Below are 20224 nucleotides of genomic sequence, written 5' to 3'. Positions count from 1 at the left end.
TTGTATCTATCCGGGGGCTGACCGACAGGCGGGTGGCGTTGCAGACAGAAAAAAGAAGCCCGGAGGCTTCTTTGAACCGTATAGGACGATGCCGCAGTCGGAGCCGCAGCTTCCTTTCGATCGGCATTGGTTACTGCGACTTTTTCTCCGCGATTTTTTTGGTCACCAGATCCTGCGCTTCTCTCAAAGCCGTATTCACATCCAGCGTTCCGTTGATAAAGGCAAGCAACTTTCCGTTGACGAGGCTTGCGGCATCACGGTCGTATACGCTGGACGGGGCCGGAACCGGATACGATTGGCCGAGCAGCGCCGCCGTGTTTCTGCCTTTGGCCAGCTCATTGTTGGCGAACGCCTGCTTGCGGATCTCTTCCTTTTTCAGACCGGTGATTCTGCCATCTTTCGTCGCTCCCAGCTGAACCTCGGGGTCCGTGCTGAGATAGGAAACGATTTGAAACGCCACATCCTGATGCTTGCTGCCCTTGGTCAAAATAAATCCGTCCGAGAACAGCCCCTGGCCTACGTTCGGTTTATCCTTAAAGGTCGGATACGTGACGAAATCCCACTTGAATCCTTCCCTCTCCAGCTTTGCCATGTCCGTATTGTGCAGAAGCAAAATATCGGGCAGCATGGCCAGCGTCTTGGCCGTCGTAAACTCGTTCCTCGAATCGCCCAGCGATTTGATCGGAGCCGGCAGCGGGTTCGGGAACATCCGTTTCGCCGTCTCAAACAGCTCTTTCCACCCTTCGCTCGTCACAAGGGCCTGCTCCGTTTTCGGATCGACATAGGGAAGGGAAGCCTGCATCTGCAGACGGTTCAGATTGATCGGCGACTTAAGTCCGACGTATTGAACCGTGCCGTCGGTACGCGTCAATTTGTTGCCTAGCGCGATCACTTCGTCCCAGGTCATATTGTTCGTCGGATAGGGAACCCCGAATTTATCAAAAATATCCTTGTTATAGTGGAGCGCAAACGCCAGCACGTTATAAGGCAAATAATACACTTCGCCGTTTTTGGAATAGGACTTGATGCTGTCCACCAGCTTCGAATCGTATACGCCGAAGTCAAGCCCGTGCTTCTGCGCCAGCGGCCGGAGGTCCTGAGCGATCTCCAGGGGCAGGACAGACTGCAGATTCGTAACCCCTTCCCATATAATATCGGGAATATCGTTCATGGCGATCAGTTCTTCGATCGTGCTGCCCTTTTTGTTCTCCACCACCTGCAAAGTCACATGGGGAAATTTCTTTTTGACATACTGGTTGATGTATTTCTCATAATCGTCGAGTACCGTCCTCGTATAAAACTTTAACGTAACCGGATCGGGAGCTTTGACCGGGTCTGGAATATCCCCGGCCGCTTCCTTCTGTCCTCCGCCGCACCCGCCCAATAGTCCAGTTGCCGCAACCATCCCCGCAAGCAGAAGCTTCGCTGTACAATTCCGCATCGTAACGTCCCCTTTATCTCATAATGGTGGGATAAGAATAAACTGGAGGGAAGAATAAAACGATATCGTACCACTTACGCGATTCCATCCTTAACATCCTGTCGGCAGGCGGCATCCCGACTTCTTTCGAAAATTACAGAAACGGTAGCGCTTACATATTGGAGGAAAGGGATAAAGCCACTTCGCTATGGCTGCATTTAAGCTGCATATGACAGTTTCTATACGACGTCAATTACCTATGGGTCAGTATCTATACACGACAGTATCCAGATAGGCCAATATTCATACACGTCAGTACTTATGGGTCAGTATCCAAAATACAGATCAGTCCATATACGTCAGTTTCCATACCGTATCCGGTTAACCGTTTTCTCACCCCCAAAATGTTCTATAATAAAGAACATTGTTCATTTTGTTAATTAAAAAAATATAGCCGTTTCACCATTATGTTCTCAGTGGGAGAACGGGGTTCCGTATAAGTTGTAGTCAGCTTCACTTTATCACATCGATTTCGCTAATACAACATTTAGTTTTTGGCTTGAAGGAGGAGCGTTACTGGACAGCCGACGGCAGGAAAAAATCCGCTTCCGGTACCGTATCGCCCCTTTTTAACTTACTGTTTGACATGGCCGCCTCAGACCTTCTCTTCGATCGCCCGTACAATTTCGCCCAGCTTCAAGGCGTAGTCCCGAATCTTGTCATCGTCAAATCGCAACGAAGGGCCGGATACGCTAACTCCTGCAACGAGCTGTCTCTTCTTGTTCAGAATCGGCATCCCTACGCATTTGATTCCGTACTCGTGCTCCATGTTGTCGATCGAGTAGCCGCGGCTTCGGATCGCCGTCAATTCGGCCTGAAGCTCTGCCGGATCTGTAATCGTATGATCCGTATATTTACGAAGGCCTCTGGCGCATAGCGAATCCGTGATCTCCGGCAAAAAAGCCAGCATCGCTTTGCCGATCCCCGTGCAGTACAGCGGAGCCTTTACGCCAAGCATCGACCGTGTGGACAGCTGATTTTTGGGAGAAGACGAATCCAGGTAAATGACTTCCGCTTCGCTCGGCATTCCCAAATAAACGGTCTCGTTCGTGTAATCCGCCAATTCCTGCATGTAGGGCAGCATCAGCTTGCGAATATTCATATTGCTTGAAATCACGTTGCCGAGCTCCAAAATTTTCATCCCGAGCCGATACTTCTCGTTTTCCGGATTTTGCTCCAAATAACCCGCTTTGACGAACGTATCGACGATGTTGTGCACATTGCTTTTGTACAGGCCGAGCTGCTCGCTGATTTCCGTTATGCCGAGCTCCGGATTATGGACGTTAAAGCACTCGAGGATTCTAAGAGCTTTATATAAAGATTTCACTTTGATTTCTTCTGCCATCATCGTTACCTCGTATCCACAAATAGTAGGGAAGGGAAGCTGTTCGTGCCGCATCCTAGCACGGGACCGGTTTCATTCCTACCTCTATCTTATAGGAAGATGTCCTGTTTATCAAAGTGGTTTTGCGTAATTTTTCAGTGTTGATCACAAATGGCCTGCCGCACTTTTAATGTCGGTAAAAAAGTATTGCTAACGGCAGCATCTTCCATTATGCTAGATCCGAAAGAAGTTTTATGAACATTGTTCTTAATTAGAGAACATAACAAAACAAACATTAGGAGTGTGTACTCATGGATCGAACCAATGCAGCCAACTCAGGCTGGAATTATTCCGACCCCAGAGATTTATACAAAACAGCCGCCCCGTCGGCCAAGGCGTATGGCAGCGTTCATATTATGCGGCTAGCCCCCGGCGATCGCCGCTTGAGCGTGGATTGGAAAGACTTCGCGCCGTCCTCGGGCGCCGTTACCGGACATGCGTATTCGCTTACATACCGGTTGCGGGGACAGGATGACGCGGTGCATGTACCGTTATCCGCCTCGGACGAACGCATCACGATCACGGGTCTGGAGAACGACCAGGATTACGAAGTATGGGTTACCCGTACGGACAGCATCGGCGATGGAGGTGCCGCAACGGCATCGTCCAGCCCGGTTCGCCTGTTCCGTCCGGGTGTTGTGCCGGGGATTGTAGTTAATTACATTCATCCCGAGGACTACACGTACGGGTTTTCCGGCCGGTCGCCTGCCAGCCCTTCGATCGTCCGACTGGAGAACGGAGTGCTGCTTGCTTCGCACGACATTTATTGGGGGAATGAAGGGCAGAATACGTCGGTTATTTGCCGCAGCGAGGACGATGGGGAGACGTGGGCGTTCGTTAACTTCCTGTATCCGTGTTTCTGGGGGAAATTGTTCCTGCACCGGAACCGGCTTTATATGCTGGCGACAAGCACGGAGTACGGAGCATTGCTGATCGGCCGTTCGGACGACGGGGGAGCGACCTGGAGCGAGCCGACTGTCATCATTCCGGCCGGAAGCCGGGAAGCAGGCGGACCGCACAAGGCGCCGATGCCGGTCATCGAGTACAAGGGGAGACTGTGGACGGCAATCGACTACGGCTCGTGGACGACGGGCTCGCACGCATCGGGTCTCATCTCGGCCCCTGCGGATGCGGATCTGCTCGATCCCGCGAGCTGGACGACGATGCCGTTCCTCAAATACGATGTGAACTGGCCTGGCTCCGTAGGCGGCGGCAACCTGGCCGGACTGCTGGAAGGCAATGCGGTCGTGAAGCCCGACGGAACGCTCGTCAACCTGCTTCGCTACCAGACTAACGGGGGCACGCCTAATTACGGCCGTGCCATTATGTTGTACGCCGATACGGACCATCCGGAGCGTTCGCTTTCTTTCGGCAAAGTGATCGACTTTCACGGCAATTTGTCGAAATTCACCGTTTATTGGGATGCACAATCGTCGAAATATTGGTCGTTGGTTAACCGGGTAACAAACCCGAGCATCTCGCAACGCAACATTCTGACTCTGGTTCATTCCGAAGATCTGGAGCATTGGCACATCACGGCTGATATTTTGGATTATGAGCATAACGGGTGGCCGGAAGACTGCAAAAAGGTCGGATTCCAGTACGTGGACTGGCTGTTCAACGGGGACGATATCCTGGTCGCTTCGAGAACGGCGATTAACGGAGCGCACAACTTCCATAACGCCAACTATATAACGTTCCACCGGATCGAAAACTTCCGGTCGATCTAGAGACTCAGAATGGTCCGCCAGCTTGTCTTATGTTCTTATGCAGAAGACGCCTCCATACTCACCTAAGAAGGGAGCAGGAGGCGTCTTTGTGCGCTCATTGCCGGTTATTTCAACTCGACTACTGTAACGCCCGCTCCGCCTTCGCCGTAATTGCCCAGCCGGTAGCTTTTGACGTGCTTGTGCCTGCGGAAATATTCCTGAAGTCCGGTGCGCAGAACACCGGTGCCTTTGCCGTGAATGATATACACTTGGCCGAATCCGTTCAGGAAGCTTTCGTCCAGAAACCGGTCGGTCTCGATCATTGCTTCCTCCAGATTGCTGCCGCGCAAATCGAGCTCGGTCCGGATATTCTCGTCCCGGCTTCGCTTGACGCTTGCCGTTACCTGCTGCACCGGCTTTGCATCCTGCGCCGGCTTGATCAGCTCCAGATCCGACTTGTTCACCTTCATTTTCAAAATGCCGAGCTGTACGGTCGCTTCCGTCTCGCCGTGCATGTCGACGACGTGACCTTTCTGGCCAAGCGATACGACCCGCACTTCGTCGCCGATGCCGATCGTCTCCGCACGTTTCTTAGCCGCTTTCGGCACGGCGCGCTTATCTCTCAGCTCCGGCACCGCCTGGTCGAGACGCCGCTTGGCGTCGATCAGCTTGTGCTCCTTGACCGCGCCGCGTTCCTCCAGCGCAAGCCGCCGCAGCTCGCGGATTACTTCCTCGGCCTCGCTGCGCGCCTTGGCTACCGCGCCTCGCGCTTCTTCCTCGGCTCTGGCCATCAGCTTATCGCGCTGTTCGCGGAACTTCTCCCGCTCATCCTCCAGCTGGTTACGTAGACGCTCGACCTCGGCGCGCATCTGCTCGGCCTTGCTTCGCTCGGCTTCGGTCGTAGCCCGGTTCGCTTCGAGCGAAGCGATCATCGTCTCCACCCGGCGATCGTCCTCGTCGACATGTCCGCGTGCCATCTCGAGAATCGGGCGGGGCAGTCCGAGCCGTTCCGCAATCGCGAAGGCGTTGCTTCGGCCTGGAACGCCCACGAGCAGCCGGTACGTTGGACTGAGCGTCTGCACGTCGAACTCCATGCTCGCGTTAATGACGCCTTTGCGCTCGAAGGCGTACGCCTTCAGCTCGCTGTAGTGCGTCGTCGCCACGACCCGGCAGCCGATCCGGTGAATATATTCGAGAAGGGCGATCGCCAGCGCCGAACCTTCCGACGGATCGGTCCCCGCTCCGAGCTCATCGAGCAGAACGAGACTTTTCGGCGTCATTCCTTTCAGAATGGATATAATATTGGTCATATGACTGGAAAATGTACTCAGGCTTTGCTCGATGCTCTGCTCGTCGCCGATATCGGCGTAGATCGCGTCGAAGACGCACATCTGGCTGCCGTCCTGAGCTGGAATGAACATGCCGGTCATCGCCATCAGGCTGAGCAGACCGATCGTCTTCAAAGAAACCGTCTTGCCCCCTGTGTTGGGGCCGGTGACGATGATCGAGGCGAACTGGTTGCCGAGCTCCACGTCCAGCGGCACGACGTGATCGGGGGATAACAGCGGGTGACGCCCTTTTTTGAGCTTGAGAAAGCCCCGGTCGTTCATCACCGGCAGCGTCGCCTTTAATTCCCGGGCCAGCCCCGCCTTGGCAAATACGAAATCAAGCTCGCCCAGTGCCTCGACCGATACTGTCAGTTCGTCCGCCGCTTCAGCGACGAAGCCGGTCAGCATGATCAATATTTTCTCGATCTCGCGCTCTTCCTTCAGCTTCAGCTCGCGCAGCTTGTTATTCAAAGTCACTACCGCCTCAGGCTCGATAAACAGCGTAGCGCCCGACGCGGACTGATCGTGGATCATCCCGCCGCTGAAGCTGCCGCGGTATTCCTGCTTGACCGGAATGACGTAACGGTCCCCGCGCATCGTGATCAAAGCGTCCTGGAGCATCTTCTGAATGGATGGCGTCCGGATCATCTGCTCGAGCTTTTCTCTGGCGCGCGATTCGCTCGTGCGCAGCTCGCTGCGGATTCGGGACAGCTCTGGACTGGCGCTGTCCAGAACATCCGCCTGATCGTCGATGCACGATTTGATTTTCTCCTCGACGGCCCGGTTCTCACTAACCGGTTCCGCCGCCTCTACGAGAGAAGGGATCGGCTCATGCTCGTCCATCGTTTGCAAAAAGCGTTTCAACTTCCGGCCTCCGGCGATCGTGTTCGCGATGTCCAGCAGCTCGGCCGGATTTAACGTCCCGCCGATCCGGGCCCGATGCAGAGCCGCCCGTACGTCCCGGATTCCGCCGAACGGAGCGCCCCCTTTTAGCCGGTCTACTTTGACGGCTTCGTCCGTCGCCTTCAGCAGCCTCTTGACTTCTTCGAAGTCCGAGCTCGGTTCGACCGACTCGGCGCGCGATTTGCCAAGCGAGGTAGCGGCGTGATCCGCCAATTTCGTACGAATTTTATAATATTCAAGCGTATGCAGTACTTTCGGGTTCAAAACCGTTCAAACTCCTTCCCATCCGCGAAACCTGTATGTTAGTTATTATATCCGAAGCGTTCCGGATTAGCTATTGAACGAACGGTTAGACCTATTTTATCCACCGGACGCAATCGGTCGCCGCCAATAATTGGACTACATAGCTCGACAAGATAGGGCAAAAATAAAGGGTGCACCGATATCGCCGCCATTCGGACGGATGCAGCTGCCATACAAGCTGCCTTCGAGCCGTTTATGCGAACCATTCCAAAGGAGGAAGCGTACATGCGATTTCTTGGCCATGTTGTCCGATTTATCGTTGCGGCCTTCGTGCTTATGTTCGTTGGCTGGATCGTACCGAATTTTGCCGTAGGGGGCTTCTGGAGCGCTTTGTTCCTCGCCTTAGTCATCGCGGTATTGGGTTGGATCGTGGAAGGAATTTTCGGCAAGCGGATTACACCGTTCGGCCGGGGTATCGTCGGTTTTCTGGCGAGCGCAGCCGTCATCTGGCTAGCCCAGTTCGTCGTAGGCGGCGTATCTGTAACGATTGTCGGTGCTATTTTGGCGGCGCTGGTTATCGGGATCATCGACCTGTTCATCCCCATCGCAACACCGTTCGATGCGGGACAGGGCAACCGGGAAGAAGCCCGTTAACCTGCTTCGCTGTGCTAACGGCCTGCCCGTCGGGCAGGCTTTTGGCATACGCGGCGCGCGGCTTTTTGATTCAGGCGATGGACGTTACACAGACGGCTGACCCCCTGAATTGGACTCCAAACAGCTCATGCCGGAAGCAGGCGGGAACGAATTCCCGCTTTTTTGCAAGCGGTTTAGCCAGACTTACAAAAAGGTTCATAACTTTTTCATTAAGGGTTCACGAGACTGTCACTGACTTTATCCCGCCATTTCGATATAATGAAGCTCGTAAGATCAACAGTCCGATGGACTACACTTATGGAGGGATTCCGTATGAAGAAAACGATCTTGTACCTGCTCGCGCTGATCGCCGTGCTGGCAGTGGTAGCCGCCTGCGGCAAAAAAGAAGAAGCGCCTGTTAACACCGCTTCCGGACCGGCTACCGGCGACTTGAAAATAGTAGCAACCAACTGGGACTTCGACCAAAAAGAATACAAAGTGAAAAAAGGCGACACACTGAAAGTGACGCTGGAAAGCAAAGAAGGCGCACATGCCATCAAAATCAACGGCTTGAATATCGACGTAGGCACCAACAAATCGAAAGACGTTACGTTCGACAAAGCAGGTACTTACGACATCATCTGCAGCTTGCCTTGCGGGACCGGCCACAGCACTATGAAAGCTAAGCTGATTGTAGAATAATTTATAACCGCTGCAAGCGACGCATTACTGCTTGTGGTACCACACCCTCCAATTCCGTCAGGTTTTGGAGGTTTTTTTGTTATTGTACGTTGTCGTGGTTATGTGTATTAAAAGTGTTAAAGTATTAAAATGTGAAAGCGAGAGAGTGAGAAAGGGAGAAAGTCAGAAAGGGTGAAAGGGAGAAAGTGCGAAAGTCAGTAAGGGAGTCATACAAAGTGTAAGGTAAACTTGAACTTGTCTAATAGGTATCTTCCTTCTTCTTGGCGTTAGTTTTGTTTGCCCTGAGTTTCTTAGGAAATAAGTTCTTTCATCTGATTTTCTCATTTCACGGGTCTGTAAAATGAAAGGTGGAACCTTTGAAATGAATCAAAACGGGACATACTATGTTCTAACAGACCATTTCGGAGGGAAAACCAAATGACAGAGAAATTTTGGAGCAAACAAGCGATACAGGAACTCGTGAAGGAACATCAATTCCAGTCGGTGGAGCAGATCCAGGCGACCTTAAAGGAGATGTTCAAGGATGTACTGGAGGCCACCCTGAAGGCGGAACTGGATACCCAACTGGACTACGCCCCCTACGACCATAACAAAGAGACGAAGAACAGTCGGAACGGCTATCGGGAAAAAACGGTTCACACCGAATACGGCGATCTTGCAATCAAAGTGCCGCGCGATCGTCTGGGTGAATTTGAGCCGGTTGTGATCAAGAAAAATCAAACGAACGTCACCGGCATCGAGGATCAGATTACCGCCCTATATGCCAAAGGCGTTAGCACCCGGGATATCCAGGACCATTTGCAGGGGCTGTATGGCATTGAAGTATCCCCAACGCTCATTTCCAACGTCACCAATAAAATTATACCCATGATTAAAGAATGGCATAACCGCCCGCTACAACCGACGTATGCAGTCGTGTTTCTCGACGCCATTCATTTCAAAGTGAAACAGGATGGAGCGATTGTGAACAAAGCCGCCTACATGGTGATCGGGGTCGATTTGGACGGCAACAAAGATGTGCTCGGCATCTGGATCGGCGAGAACGAGTCGGCGAAGTTCTGGATGAGCGTGTTAAACGATCTGAAGAACCGTGGCGTTCAGGACATTCTGCTGGTCTGTGTGGACAACTTGACGGGCTTCAGCCAAGCGATCTCGGCTTGCTACCCGAAAACGGATATTCAGAAGTGCATCGTTCACCAGATCCGCAACTCGGTCCGCTATGTGGCCTACAAGGACCTCAAACGCGTCACAGCCGACCTGAAACCCATTTACAAAGCCGCAACCGAGGAAAGTGCCTTGCTGGAGCTGGATCGATTTGAAGAAACCTGGGGAGAAAAGTACCCCTTAATCGTGAAGTCCTGGCGCCAGAATTGGGACGAGCTTTCCACATTTTTCATGTACCCGCCGGAGCTGCGCAAACTGATCTATACGACGAATATGATCGAGGGCTATCATAGGCAATTACGCAAGGTGACAAAAGGAAAGAGCATTTTTCCCCATGACGAGTCGCTGCTGAAAATGCTGTATCTGGCCACCATGGACGTCGTGCGCAAATGGACGGGACGCGTGCAGAACTGGGGACAAATCCTGCTGCAATTGACTGTCTGTTACCCAGACCGCGTTCAGGTCCGCTAAAGCGACTTGAGGTGGAGGGGGCGGGTCTGGTAGGCTGTCCGCCCGGCGCGAGAACGGCCCTAAGGCCCCCTTCGCCCATCGCGCGTGCACCGGGCCCGCCAGAGGCTCCAGGTCAAGTCGCGGCTCACTAGTAGCTAGATATTGTTTTCAGAGGTTACACTTTTTACTTGACAGTCTCCATTTCACTTTCTTTGAATTCCTCCCTCACTTTTTCGACTTCTTGTCTCGTTTCTTCGACTTTTCTTATCGCGATTCTTCAACTCTCATCTCTTCCCTTCGGCTTTTCTTAGCTCGCACCCTTCGACTTGTTATCTCACCCTCTTCGACTTTTTACCTCATTCCTTCGACTTTTTACCTCGTTCCTTCGACGGCTCATCATCTCGACTCTTTCAACTTTTCAGCTCATTCCTGCAATTTCTTGCCTCGTTCCTTCTTATCTTTCGTCTTTCTTGTCTCTTTTCTTCTTATCTTTCGTCTTTTTTGTCACATTTCTTCGAATATTCTTCTTGTTCCTTCGACTTCGACTTCGCACCTCTCTCCTTCGACTTTTTACCTCATTCCTTCGACTTTTCACCTCATTCCTTCGACGGCTCATTATCTCGACTATTTCAACTTTTCAGCTCATTCCTGCAATTTCTTACCTCGTTCCTCCTTATCTTTCGTCTTTCTTGTCTCGTTCTTTTGACTTACCCAGGTTGTTCATTCGACTGTTTATCTCCTTTCCTTCGACTTTTCAACTAACTTCACTCGACTGATTAACTCCTTTCCTTCGACTTTTGCCCCGTTCCTCCGACTTTTCTGATCTCGCTTCATTCGACTTTTATCTCGTTCCTTCGATTTCTTATCTCTCTTTTTTCGACTTTATTGCTCGTCGTTCCTTCGACCTTTATTTCGCCCCTCGACCCTATATCCTGCTCCTGCGGCTCTTTATTGTGTTCCTTCGGCTTTTTCTTCGTCCCTCAAGCTCCTCCCCTTTCCCTTTACTTCCTCTCCGTTTGCTTTTGGGCAGCCCATTTACCACCCGCTCTGTCCCCACTCATACTTTTAGTTGATTTTCTCCCTGTGGACGGCCTTCATCCCACGATCCTTTATTAAACAATTGTTTCCATTTTCATCAAAAATTTTTATACCGTAAACGTCTATCTGGACCCGGAAATTTCTGTTAAGATGATTTTGATAAAGACAAAGTAAAGAGGTGGGTATTATGGGAATACTGTCTGAGAAAGTTGCAGTTGTGACTGGCGCAGGTTCCGGATTGGGAAGGGCAACCGCTTTACGATTTGCGGAGGAAGGGGCTATCGTTATCTTGTGCGGGCGGAGGCTCGGCAGACTTGAAGAGACGGCCCGTCTGATCGCATCCGCCGGAGGCCGGTCTCAGGCGCTTCGCCTGGACATCGCTTCAGAGTGCGACGTTCTTCGCATGCAGGAATTTGTCCGGACCGCTTACAGCCGCATCGACTTGTTAATCAATAACGCTGCTGTAGTCGAACTCGGCTCGGTAGCTGATACTTCGTTGGATTCGTGGAACTACCAAATATCCGTTAACTTAACCGGTGCATTCCTGATGACCAAAGCATGCCTCCCCCTTATGCGCGAACGCAAATACGGGCGGATCGTAAATATCACCTCCAGCCTCGCCGAGAACGGAGCGGGCGGCTACGTCGCGTACAGTGTTAGCAAGGCCGGACTCGAAACGCTGACCCGCACGATCGCGGAAGAAGAAATCACGCACGGCATCTTGACCAATATGTACAACCCCGGTACAATCCGCACGGAAATGCACGCGACCGGCCAAGAACCGGCGGCCGTGGTGCCGGATATACTAGCGCTGGCCTCGTTGCCCAAACATGGGCCGAACGGCAAGCTGTTCGAAGTCGGCGGCTTACCGCTCGCCGCTGGAGGCTGAAACCAAGCCAGCTTAGGCTAAGCAACGGAGGCAAATAAGAACTTCCAGCCACCTCTATTTCCCCGAAATCCGCGCCTCGGGGCCAAATAAGGGATGCTGGAAGCTCTTATTATGCGGCCACCCGGCCATTTCCCGGCTGTTCAAGCCAAATAAGAGCTCCCAGCCACCTCTATTTCCCCGAAATCCGCGCCTCGGGGCCAAATAAGGGATGCTGGAAGCTCTTATTATGCGGCCACCCGGCCATTTCCCGGCTGTTCAAGCCAAATAAGAGCTTCCAGCCACCTCTATTTCCCCGAAATCCGCGCCTCGGGGCCAAATAAGAGATGCTCGAAGCTCTTATTGTGCGGTCACCGCGATCCTCCATAAACACCACGCTCGCGCCGCGTCTAGACGCTATCCACCGGAATTTGATTCCACAACTCCCGCAGCCGGTCTGCAAGCTCGGGCAGCCGGTCCATAACGAAAGTGGCGGCGCTGGACTCCGACAAAGTCTTTTGCAGCGAGTCCGAAGGGATGATGCTCATGATAAGCACCGCGATCGTAAACAGCACTACTACCTCGAACAAGGCCAGCAGGGCGCCGCTCCATTTGTTCACCTTCTTGAGGCCCGGGATCGAAGCGATCCAGTGTAGCACTCGCCCGACGATCGTAAATCCGATTTTGACAACTATAAAAATGACCGCAAAAGCAACGGCATTGTTAAAGTAGACGTTCCAATTGATACTGTCGAGCAGAAACGCGTACTCTTGATAACCCTTAAGCTTGTCAAGCGGAATAAACCGTCCTACGATCGGGGCCAAGTCATCGTACAGCCAGTAAGCCGCCAAATAGGCGATGAACAGGCCGACGATGGAAACGAGCTGGGCGATCAAGCCGCGGTGGTAGCCAAGAGCAAGAGCCCCGACTATCAGCACGGCGGCGATAATGTCCAGCGTATTGAGTTCATTCATACTCATACGCCCGGCGCCCCTCGACTAATCCTTCTCAACGAGTTGAATCCATTCGTTGAATTCGTTTTGCAGCTTCGCGTATTCCTCCTGGAGTTTGCGATGCTGCACCACCAGCTCGCTATCCTTCAGCCGTTCATCTTGCAGCTGCTCCAGCTCGTGCTTCAGCCTGCCGCACTCCCGGCCGAATGAAAGCCGCATATCGTCCCGCTCCGCCTCGAACTCCGCTCGTTCATTCTGGAGCGTCTGTTCCAGCTTGGCAGCCCGTTCACGCTCCGCCGTCAGCTCATCCCGCACGCTAGTCGCCGCAACCTCAAGCCGGGAACGCAGTCCGGACAGCTCTGCCTCCAACGAAACGATTTTGCGCTGCGCGGCATCCCGCTCTTCCTCCAGGGCGATTTCCCCGACCAGTTGCTCCTCTTCCAGCGCTTGCTTGGCCTTGCTGCGCTCTTCTTCGAGAGCCATTCTAGCCTTGCTGCGCTCTTCCTCGAGAGCTCGTCTGGCTTTCGCAAGTTCATCCGCCAGCAGCGATTCGCTTCTCGCCCGCTCTTCCGCAAGCGCCTGTTCGAACTTCCTTTGCTGTTCCTTCAGCGTTTGTTCGAATTCAGCGCGCGCTTGCTCGGCAATCCGCCCGACTCTGTCCTGTTCGTCATCCAAAGCCTGCTTCGCTCTGGAACGTTCCTCTGCCAGCATTTCTTCAAGAATCGAACGCTCTTCCGCAAGTGCCTGCTTCGCTTTACGCAGCTCTTCCGCAAGCGCCTGTACCGCCTTCTTGCGCTCTTCTTCGGCCTGCATCGCCTTACGACGCTCCGCTTCGAGAGCCTGAACCGCTTTAGCACGTTCTTCCTCCAAAGCCTTAGCGGCTTTCAACTGCTCCTCTTCCAGAGCGAGCATGCCTTGAAGACGCTCTTCCTCCAGCGCTTCGTGGATCTTCAGGCGCTCCTGCTCCGCAAAGGCTGCCGCAGTCTGCCGTTCCTGTTCAACCGCCCGTTGTGCTTGAAGACGCGCTTGCTCCAGTTCCTCGCTCGCTTTGCGCCGCTCTTCCTCGTATACCTGTTCGAGTTGGCCGATACGTTCCAGCAGCGTCCGCTCCTTGTCGCTCCACTGCTGCTCCAGCGACTGTTTCCCTTTATGCAGCGCCTCTTCCAGCGTCTGTTCGGCTTTCATAATCTCTTCAACAAGAATTTGCTCACTTTTACGACGCTCTTCCTCCAGGAGCCGCTGTCCCTTGCTCCGTTCTTCCTGTAGAGCCTGCTCGGCCTGCTGACGTTCCTGCGCTAGCAGCTGCTGCCATTTACCCTGCTCTTCCGCAAGCGCCTGCTGCGCTTTCAGCCGCTCCTGCTCCAGCGCTTCTTCGGCGCGAACCATTTCGTCCTCCAGCGCCTCTTCGACCTTGCGCACTTCCTCCGCCTTCTGACGCTCCCGCTTCGCCAGCTCTTCTTTCAGTGCCTGCTCCGCCTGCAAACGCTGCTGCTCTCGCTTCTGGCGCTCGGCTTCCAGCAATTGTTCGGCCTGTTGGCGCTCCTGTTCGAACTTTTGACGCTCCTGCTCCGCCTTCAGGCTTTCCGCCTCCAGCGCCTGCAAAGCCTGCTGGCGTTTGCTCCGCTCTTCCTCCAGCGCCTGCTTCGCCTTCACCCGTTCCTGCTCCAGCGCCTCCTCGGCACGAACCATCTCTTCGACTAACGCTTGCTCGCCCTTGCGCACTTCCTCCGACACCAGCTGCTCACGCTTCGTCAACTCTTCCTTCAGTGCCTGCTCCGCCTGCAAACGTTGCTGCTCCCGCTTCTGGCGCTCGGCTTCCAGCAATTGCTCGGCCTGTTGGCGTTCCTTCGCAAATTTCCGACGCTCCGCTTCCAGCGTCTGCAACGCTTGCTGACGTTCGTCCTTCGATTTAAGCTTCTCGTTCTCCAGCGCTTTCAGCAGTTGCTGCTTCTCCTGTTCCGCCTGAAGCCGCTCCGCTTCCAGCGATTGCAAAGCTTGCTGTCGCTGCTGCTCGGCCTGCTTGCGCTCGTTCTCCAGCGCTTCAAGCAACTGCTGACGCGCCTGCTCCGCCTTCTGACGTTCCGCTTCCAGCGCCTGCAACGACAATTCGTCCGCCTGCGCAAGCTGCTGCTGCCACTTGCTCCGCTCTTCCTCCAGCGACTGTGCCGCCTGGTAACGCTCCTGCTCCAGCGCTTCCTCGGCGCGCAGCATCTCCTCGACGAGCGCCTGCTCGCCTTTGCGCACTTCCTCCGCTACCTGCTGCTCACGCTTCGCGCGTTCCTCCTGCAGCGTCTGCTCAGCCTTCTGACGCTCGCGTTCGGCTTTCTCCCGTTCCGCCGCCAGCTCGTCCAGCACCTTTTGACGCTCCTGCTCCGCCTTCTGACGTTCGGCTTCCAACGTTTGCAGCGACAATTCGTCTGCCTGCGCAAGCTGCTGCTGCCACTTGCTCCGTTCTTCCTCCAGCGACTGCGCCGCGCTAAGCCGCTCCGCTTCCAGTTCCTCCAGCACCTGTTGACGCTCCTGCTCGAACTGCTTGCGTGCGGCCTCCATAGCCTCCAGCACTTGCTTGCGCTCCTGCTCCAGCTTCCGGCGCTCCGCTTCGAGCAACTGCTGCGCTTTCTCGCCCTCCTGCTTCAGCGTCTGCTGCCACTTGCCGCGCTGCTCCTCCAGCGTTTGCTGCGAATTTTTGCGCTCCTCCTCGAGCGCCTGCGCTGCTTTCTGCCGCTCCTGTTCAAGCCCCTGCTGACCTTGAAGACGTTCCTGTTCGATCGCCTGCTGGCCTTGACGGCGCAGCTGCTCCAGCGCCTGCTCCCGCTTGCCCCGCTCTTCCGCAAGCGTCTGCTCCAGCTTCTGCGCTGCCTTGGCGCGCTCTTCCTCCAGCGCCTTCCGTGCTTTGCGTTGCTCCTCCTCAAGCTGGCCCCGACTTTGCTGACGCTCTGCATCGAGCGCCTGCTTCGCCTTCGCATTCAACTCCTGAACCGACTGCTTGTGCGCTTCCTGTTCGGCTACGATCTGGGTCAGCAACTGCTCTTCCTGCTCCTTCATCAACGTCTGCTTCAGCTGGAACGTTTCCTCCAGCTGCTGCTTCTCTTCCTGAAGCTGCGCAATCCGCCCGGCCGCTTTCTGCTCAGCCGCCTGTCTGCTCTGCCGCTCCGACTCGAGCTCGCGCTCGCTTCGTTCGGCACGCCCGCGTAGCTGACCGATTTCAGCCGCCAGCTCCCGTTCGCGCTCCCGCAGCTTGTTCGTCTCCTGCTCAAACGACTGCTCCAGCAGGCGAAGCTCTTCTTCCAACTCCGCGCACCGCTGATCGGCTCCCCGAAGTCCTTCCATCTGCTGCTGAACCTGCTCCAGCGACGACTCTAGCTTAAAAAAATCGTCCGCCATATTAACAGCCGCAAGCACGGCAAGCCGGGGTGTATCCAATCGCGGAAACACTTTGGCCGTATTGTGCATCTGCTCGTCTACATAAGACGCAACCTTCTTGACATAACCGCTGCTGGAGCTGCCCATCAATTTATATTCTGTTCCGTATATATCGACCGTGACTCTAATTTTATCGCCCGTACTCATAATAGGCACACCCTTTCCAACCTATACAGGTTCACGGATCATGTCGAAAATTGACGGGTTGCGGCGGAAAAAGAAAAAACCGTCCCCATCGCTTATATCATTCGATGTGAACGGTCTTATTTCCTTCTATTTGCGCAGTTCTGCGCCGAATGTTTGTTCAAGAGCGGCTACAACTTTGCCGTGCTGCTCTCCGACCTCTTCATCGGTCAGCGTACGCTCCGGATGACGGTACAGAAGCGCGAACGCCACGCTTTTCTTCCCTTGTCCGAGACGCTCTCCCGTATAAATATCGAAGACGTCGATCGATTCGAGCAAGGCGCCTGCCGCCGCTTCGACGGTTTGCCGGATATCGCCTACTGCAACGCCCGAATCTACGACGATCGCCATATCGCGTCCGATCGCCGGATTTCTAGGCAACGGCTTGTATTCGATGCGGAAATCAGCACGCTCCATCAGCGGCTCCACTTCCACCTCGAGCACATACGTATCGTCCAAATCTTTGGCCTGCTGCAGCTCCGGGTGGAGCTGTCCGATCCGTCCGATGACGCGGGCTCCCGCCCCTTCACCAATCGTGATCTCGGCCGTCCGCCCAGGGTGGAATCCTTCCGGAGCGGCACTCTTGTAACCGACCGACTCCAACCCGAGGTAATCGGTCAGCTTCTCGAATACGCCCTTCATATCATAGAAATCAACCTTGTCGCCTTTATGCCCCCAGTGCGCCGGAGCGCGCCGGCCGGTCCAGATCGCCGCCAGCATCAGCTTCTCCTGCGGCAGCGTCGTCAGTTGTCCTTCGGACGTGACGAACACGTTGCCCAGCTCGTAGATCGATACATCGTCCACGTTGCGGTTCCGGTTATACACCGCCGTATCCAGCAGGTGAGGCACGAGACTCGTCCGAAGCACGCTGCGCTCCTCGCTCATCGGCATCGACAGCGCGATCGGCTTCGCTTCCGGATACATGCCGCTATACTTCGCGATCTGCTCCGGATGCGTGAACGTATACGTAATAACCTCGTGCAGCCCGCTTTCGGTCAGCAAGCGGCGAATGACGCGGCGGAACGACTGCTCGCGGGTTAGCGATCCCGGGGTCGTCGCGCCCATAATCGGAGTCGAAGGAATGTTGTCATACCCGTACAAACGGGCGATTTCCTCGATCAGATCGACATCTCTCGTAATATCTCCGCGGCGCATCGGAATGCGGACGTTCAGTTCTCCGGCTCCCGGCTCCTCGAAATTGAAATGAAGCCGGTTCAAAATCACTTTGACTTCCAGCATCGCCAGTTCCGTGCCGAGGTAACGGTTGATTTTCTCCAGTGTGATGCGCACCGATACGGGCTCAGCTTCCTTCGTTACAGCTTCGACGATCCCTTCGTTCACTTCGCCTCCGGTCAGCTCGGCGATCAGCGACGCGGCACGGTTCAGCGCCGGAATGACGGCCTCCGGATTCGATTCCTTCTCGAAGCGCAGCGACGCTTCCGAACGGAGTCCGAGCTGGCGGGACGTCTTGCGGACGGTCGCGCCCGCGAACTTGGCCGATTCCAGCACGATCGTCGTCGTATCCCGCGACACTTCCGAATTGGCGCCGCCCATAACGCCGGCAAGCGCGATCGGTTTCACACCGTCCGTAATCAGCAGCATGTGCGGCTCCAGCGACCGCTCGTTGTCATCCAGCGTGACGAGCTTCTCGCCTTCGCCGGCCAGACGAACATCGATGCGCCCGCCCTCCAGCAGATCCGCGTCGAACGCGTGAAGCGGCTGACCGTACTCCAGCATCACGTAGTTGGTGATGTCCACGATATTGTTGATCGGACGAATGCCTGCAGCCATCAGCCTGTTTTGCAGCCATAGCGGGGACGGCCCGACCTTTACCCGGGTAATCCGTCTAGCCGCATACCGGCTGCAAAGCTCAGCCGCCGTAATGCCGATGCTCAGATGGTCCGCCACCTTCGTCTGGGACGGGTGGAGACCGATCTCATCCTTCGGCAGCTCGACGTTGCGGCCAAGGATCGCCGCAATCTCGTAAGCGGCGCCGATCATGCTCAGGCAGTCGGACCGGTTCGGGGTCAGATCCAGCTCCATCACCTCGTCATCGAGTCCGAGCACTTCCAGGATCGACTTGCCGACCGCCGTATCTTCCGGCAGCACGAGAATCCCTTCCTGCTGCTCTTTGGGCAGCAGCTTGTCATTCAGGCCGAGCTCCTTGGCCGAACAGATCATTCCCATCGATTCGACGCCGCGCAGCTTGGCTCTTTTGATTTTCAGATCACCAGGCAGCTCGGCGCCTACGAGCGCTACCGGAACTTTTTGCCCGGCCGCTATGTTTTTGGCTCCGCAGACGATTTGCAAATCTTCGCCCTGTCCGGCGTCGACCGTGCATACGCTCAGCTTGTCGGCGTCGGGATGCTTCTCCCGCGCTTTGACGTAACCGACGACCACATTCGTGACGCCTTTGTTCCGATTTTCCACGATATCGACTTCGATCCCGCTGCGGGTCAGTTTCTCCGCCAGCTCCGAGGCGGTATACCCTTTCAGATCGACGTATTCGGACAACCATTGATAAGAGACTTTCACGTCCCGTTCACTCCCTTTCTCGGCTTCTCGTTAAATGTGCACAAACTGCTTCAGGAACCGGATATCGTTCGTATAGAAATGGCGGATATCGTCCACGCCATACTTCAGCATCGCAATGCGTTCAACGCCCATGCCGAAAGCAAATCCGCTGTATTCGTTCGGATCGTAACCGGACATCTCGAGCACCCGCGGGTGCACCATGCCGGAACCGAGAATTTCCAGCCAGCCGGTCTTCTTGCACGTCCGGCAGCCTTGGCCGCCGCACATCATACAGGAGACGTCGACCTCGGCGCTCGGCTCGGTGAACGGGAAAAAGCTCGGACGCATCCGAATGCGCGTCTGCGGACCGAACATCTCCTGAACGAACTGGAGCAGCGTACCCTTCAGGTCGCTCATCCGGATATGGCGGTCGATCACAAGCCCTTCGATCTGCGTAAACATATGCGAATGCGTCGCATCGTCGTCGTCGCGGCGGTATACCTGACCCGGGCTGATGATCTTGATCGGCACCGCGCCCTGGCGTTTCTCCATCGTACGAATCTGTACCGGGGACGTCTGCGTGCGCATCAAAATCTCGTCGGTAATATAAAACGAATCCTGCATATCGCGCGCCGGATGATCCTTCGGCAGATTCAGAGCCTCGAAGTTGTAGTAGTCCTTCTCCACCTGCGGACCTTCGGCTACCGAATAACCCATGCCGATAAAAATGTCCTCGATCTCCTGGATCACCTTGTTAAGCGGGTGAACCGCACCGTGGGCAGTACGACGGCCCGGCAGCGTCACGTCAACCATCTCCGCCTTCAGGCGGTTGGCCGTTTCCGCCTGCGCATATTCGGCTTGCTTCGCTTCGATTACTTCCTCGATAGCGCCGCGCACCTCGTTGGCCACTTGGCCGATAACCGGACGCTCCTCGGCGCTTAGCGCGCCCATGCCCCGCAAAATTTCCGTAAGCGGACCCTTTTTCCCCAAATATTTGACTCTGAGGTCATTCAGCTGTTGGGCGTTCTCCACCCGCTCCAGCTCCTGCAGCGCCTCCGTCTTCAGCGCGAGCAATCGTTCTTTCATAGTAGCTCCTCCTTCTTATAGCCCCCGCACGGTCATCCATGATTCAGGGTCGTGTACGGCAATTCGGTTCGGACTGGCCAATAGTCAGCCATACGAGGACGATGCCGATCGGAAACTTTCGCAAAAACACAAAAAGCACCTTCATCCCTGTAAGGGGCGAAAGTGC

At 54.9% G+C, this 20224-nt stretch carries 12 protein-coding genes; 5 read left to right on the top strand and 7 right to left on the bottom strand.

The genetic code is table 11. The annotated features are described in order from the left end of the window. Positions 1 to 130 precede the first annotated feature (130 nt). Together IDH45_RS16105 and IDH45_RS16100 are read right to left on the bottom strand one after the other, a co-directional pair. On the bottom strand, positions 131 to 1441 hold the full coding sequence (locus IDH45_RS16105; protein ID WP_190929148.1) for an ABC transporter substrate-binding protein: 1311 nt from the start codon (positions 1439 to 1441) through the stop codon (positions 131 to 133). A 634-nt stretch (positions 1442 to 2075) separates the two neighbouring features. Next, complete coding sequence (locus tag IDH45_RS16100; protein WP_190929147.1) at positions 2076 to 2825, bottom strand: IclR family transcriptional regulator; 750 nt, start codon at positions 2823 to 2825, stop codon at positions 2076 to 2078. A 290-nt stretch (positions 2826 to 3115) separates the two neighbouring features. Between IDH45_RS16100 and IDH45_RS16095 the strand changes: the two genes are divergently transcribed. After that, positions 3116 to 4594: a hypothetical protein gene (locus tag IDH45_RS16095; protein ID WP_190929146.1), complete on the top strand. Its 1479-nt coding sequence runs from the start codon at positions 3116 to 3118 to the stop codon at positions 4592 to 4594. Between the two features lie 104 nt (positions 4595 to 4698). Here the strand turns inward: IDH45_RS16095 and IDH45_RS16090 are convergent, their stop codons facing one another. Then, on the bottom strand, positions 4699 to 7068 hold the full coding sequence (locus tag IDH45_RS16090; protein WP_190929145.1) for an endonuclease MutS2: 2370 nt from the start codon (positions 7066 to 7068) through the stop codon (positions 4699 to 4701). 264 nt (positions 7069 to 7332) lie between these two features. On the opposite strand from IDH45_RS16090, the gene IDH45_RS16085 reads away from it, so the two are divergent. From IDH45_RS16085 to IDH45_RS16070, 4 genes are all read left to right on the top strand, one after another. Further along, positions 7333 to 7701 carry a phage holin family protein gene (locus IDH45_RS16085; protein ID WP_190929144.1) on the top strand — a complete coding sequence of 123 codons (369 nt, stop codon included), beginning with the start codon at positions 7333 to 7335 and terminating at the stop codon, positions 7699 to 7701. Positions 7702 to 8013: 312 nt separating this feature from the next. Continuing rightward, the gene (locus IDH45_RS16080; RefSeq protein WP_190929143.1) at positions 8014 to 8382 is read left to right on the top strand and encodes a cupredoxin domain-containing protein; all 369 of its coding nucleotides are present in this window, start codon (positions 8014 to 8016) and stop codon (positions 8380 to 8382) included. A 417-nt stretch (positions 8383 to 8799) separates the two neighbouring features. Further along, positions 8800 to 10017 carry an IS256 family transposase gene (locus IDH45_RS16075; RefSeq protein WP_190929142.1) on the top strand — a complete coding sequence of 406 codons (1218 nt, stop codon included), beginning with the start codon at positions 8800 to 8802 and terminating at the stop codon, positions 10015 to 10017. Positions 10018 to 11221: 1204 nt separating this feature from the next. Next, positions 11222 to 11923 (top strand): SDR family NAD(P)-dependent oxidoreductase, encoded by a 702-nt coding sequence (locus IDH45_RS16070; RefSeq protein WP_190929141.1) that lies wholly within the window; start codon positions 11222 to 11224, stop codon positions 11921 to 11923. A gap of 386 nt (positions 11924 to 12309) precedes the next feature. Here the strand turns inward: IDH45_RS16070 and IDH45_RS16065 are convergent, their stop codons facing one another. From IDH45_RS16065 to pheS, 4 genes are all read right to left on the bottom strand, one after another. Beyond that, positions 12310 to 12879, bottom strand: coding sequence for a CvpA family protein (locus IDH45_RS16065; RefSeq protein WP_190929140.1), 570 nt, complete (start codon positions 12877 to 12879; stop codon positions 12310 to 12312). 18 nt (positions 12880 to 12897) lie between these two features. After that, the gene (locus IDH45_RS16060) at positions 12898 to 16422 is read right to left on the bottom strand and encodes a hypothetical protein (RefSeq protein WP_190929139.1); all 3525 of its coding nucleotides are present in this window, start codon (positions 16420 to 16422) and stop codon (positions 12898 to 12900) included. A 126-nt stretch (positions 16423 to 16548) separates the two neighbouring features. Further along, positions 16549 to 18993, bottom strand: a complete 2445-nt coding sequence (gene pheT, locus IDH45_RS16055; protein WP_190929138.1) for a phenylalanine--tRNA ligase subunit beta — start codon at positions 18991 to 18993, stop codon at positions 16549 to 16551. Between the two features lie 30 nt (positions 18994 to 19023). Then, the gene (gene pheS, locus IDH45_RS16050; RefSeq protein WP_190929137.1) at positions 19024 to 20058 is read right to left on the bottom strand and encodes a phenylalanine--tRNA ligase subunit alpha; all 1035 of its coding nucleotides are present in this window, start codon (positions 20056 to 20058) and stop codon (positions 19024 to 19026) included. Positions 20059 to 20224 lie beyond the last annotated feature (166 nt).

The organism is Paenibacillus oceani (assembly GCF_014705615.1).
Classification (GTDB): domain Bacteria; phylum Bacillota; class Bacilli; order Paenibacillales; family NBRC-103111; genus Paenibacillus_AB; species Paenibacillus_AB oceani.
Note: the sequence above shows the minus strand (reverse complement) of the source record. Positions and strands in the feature narration are given on the sequence as shown.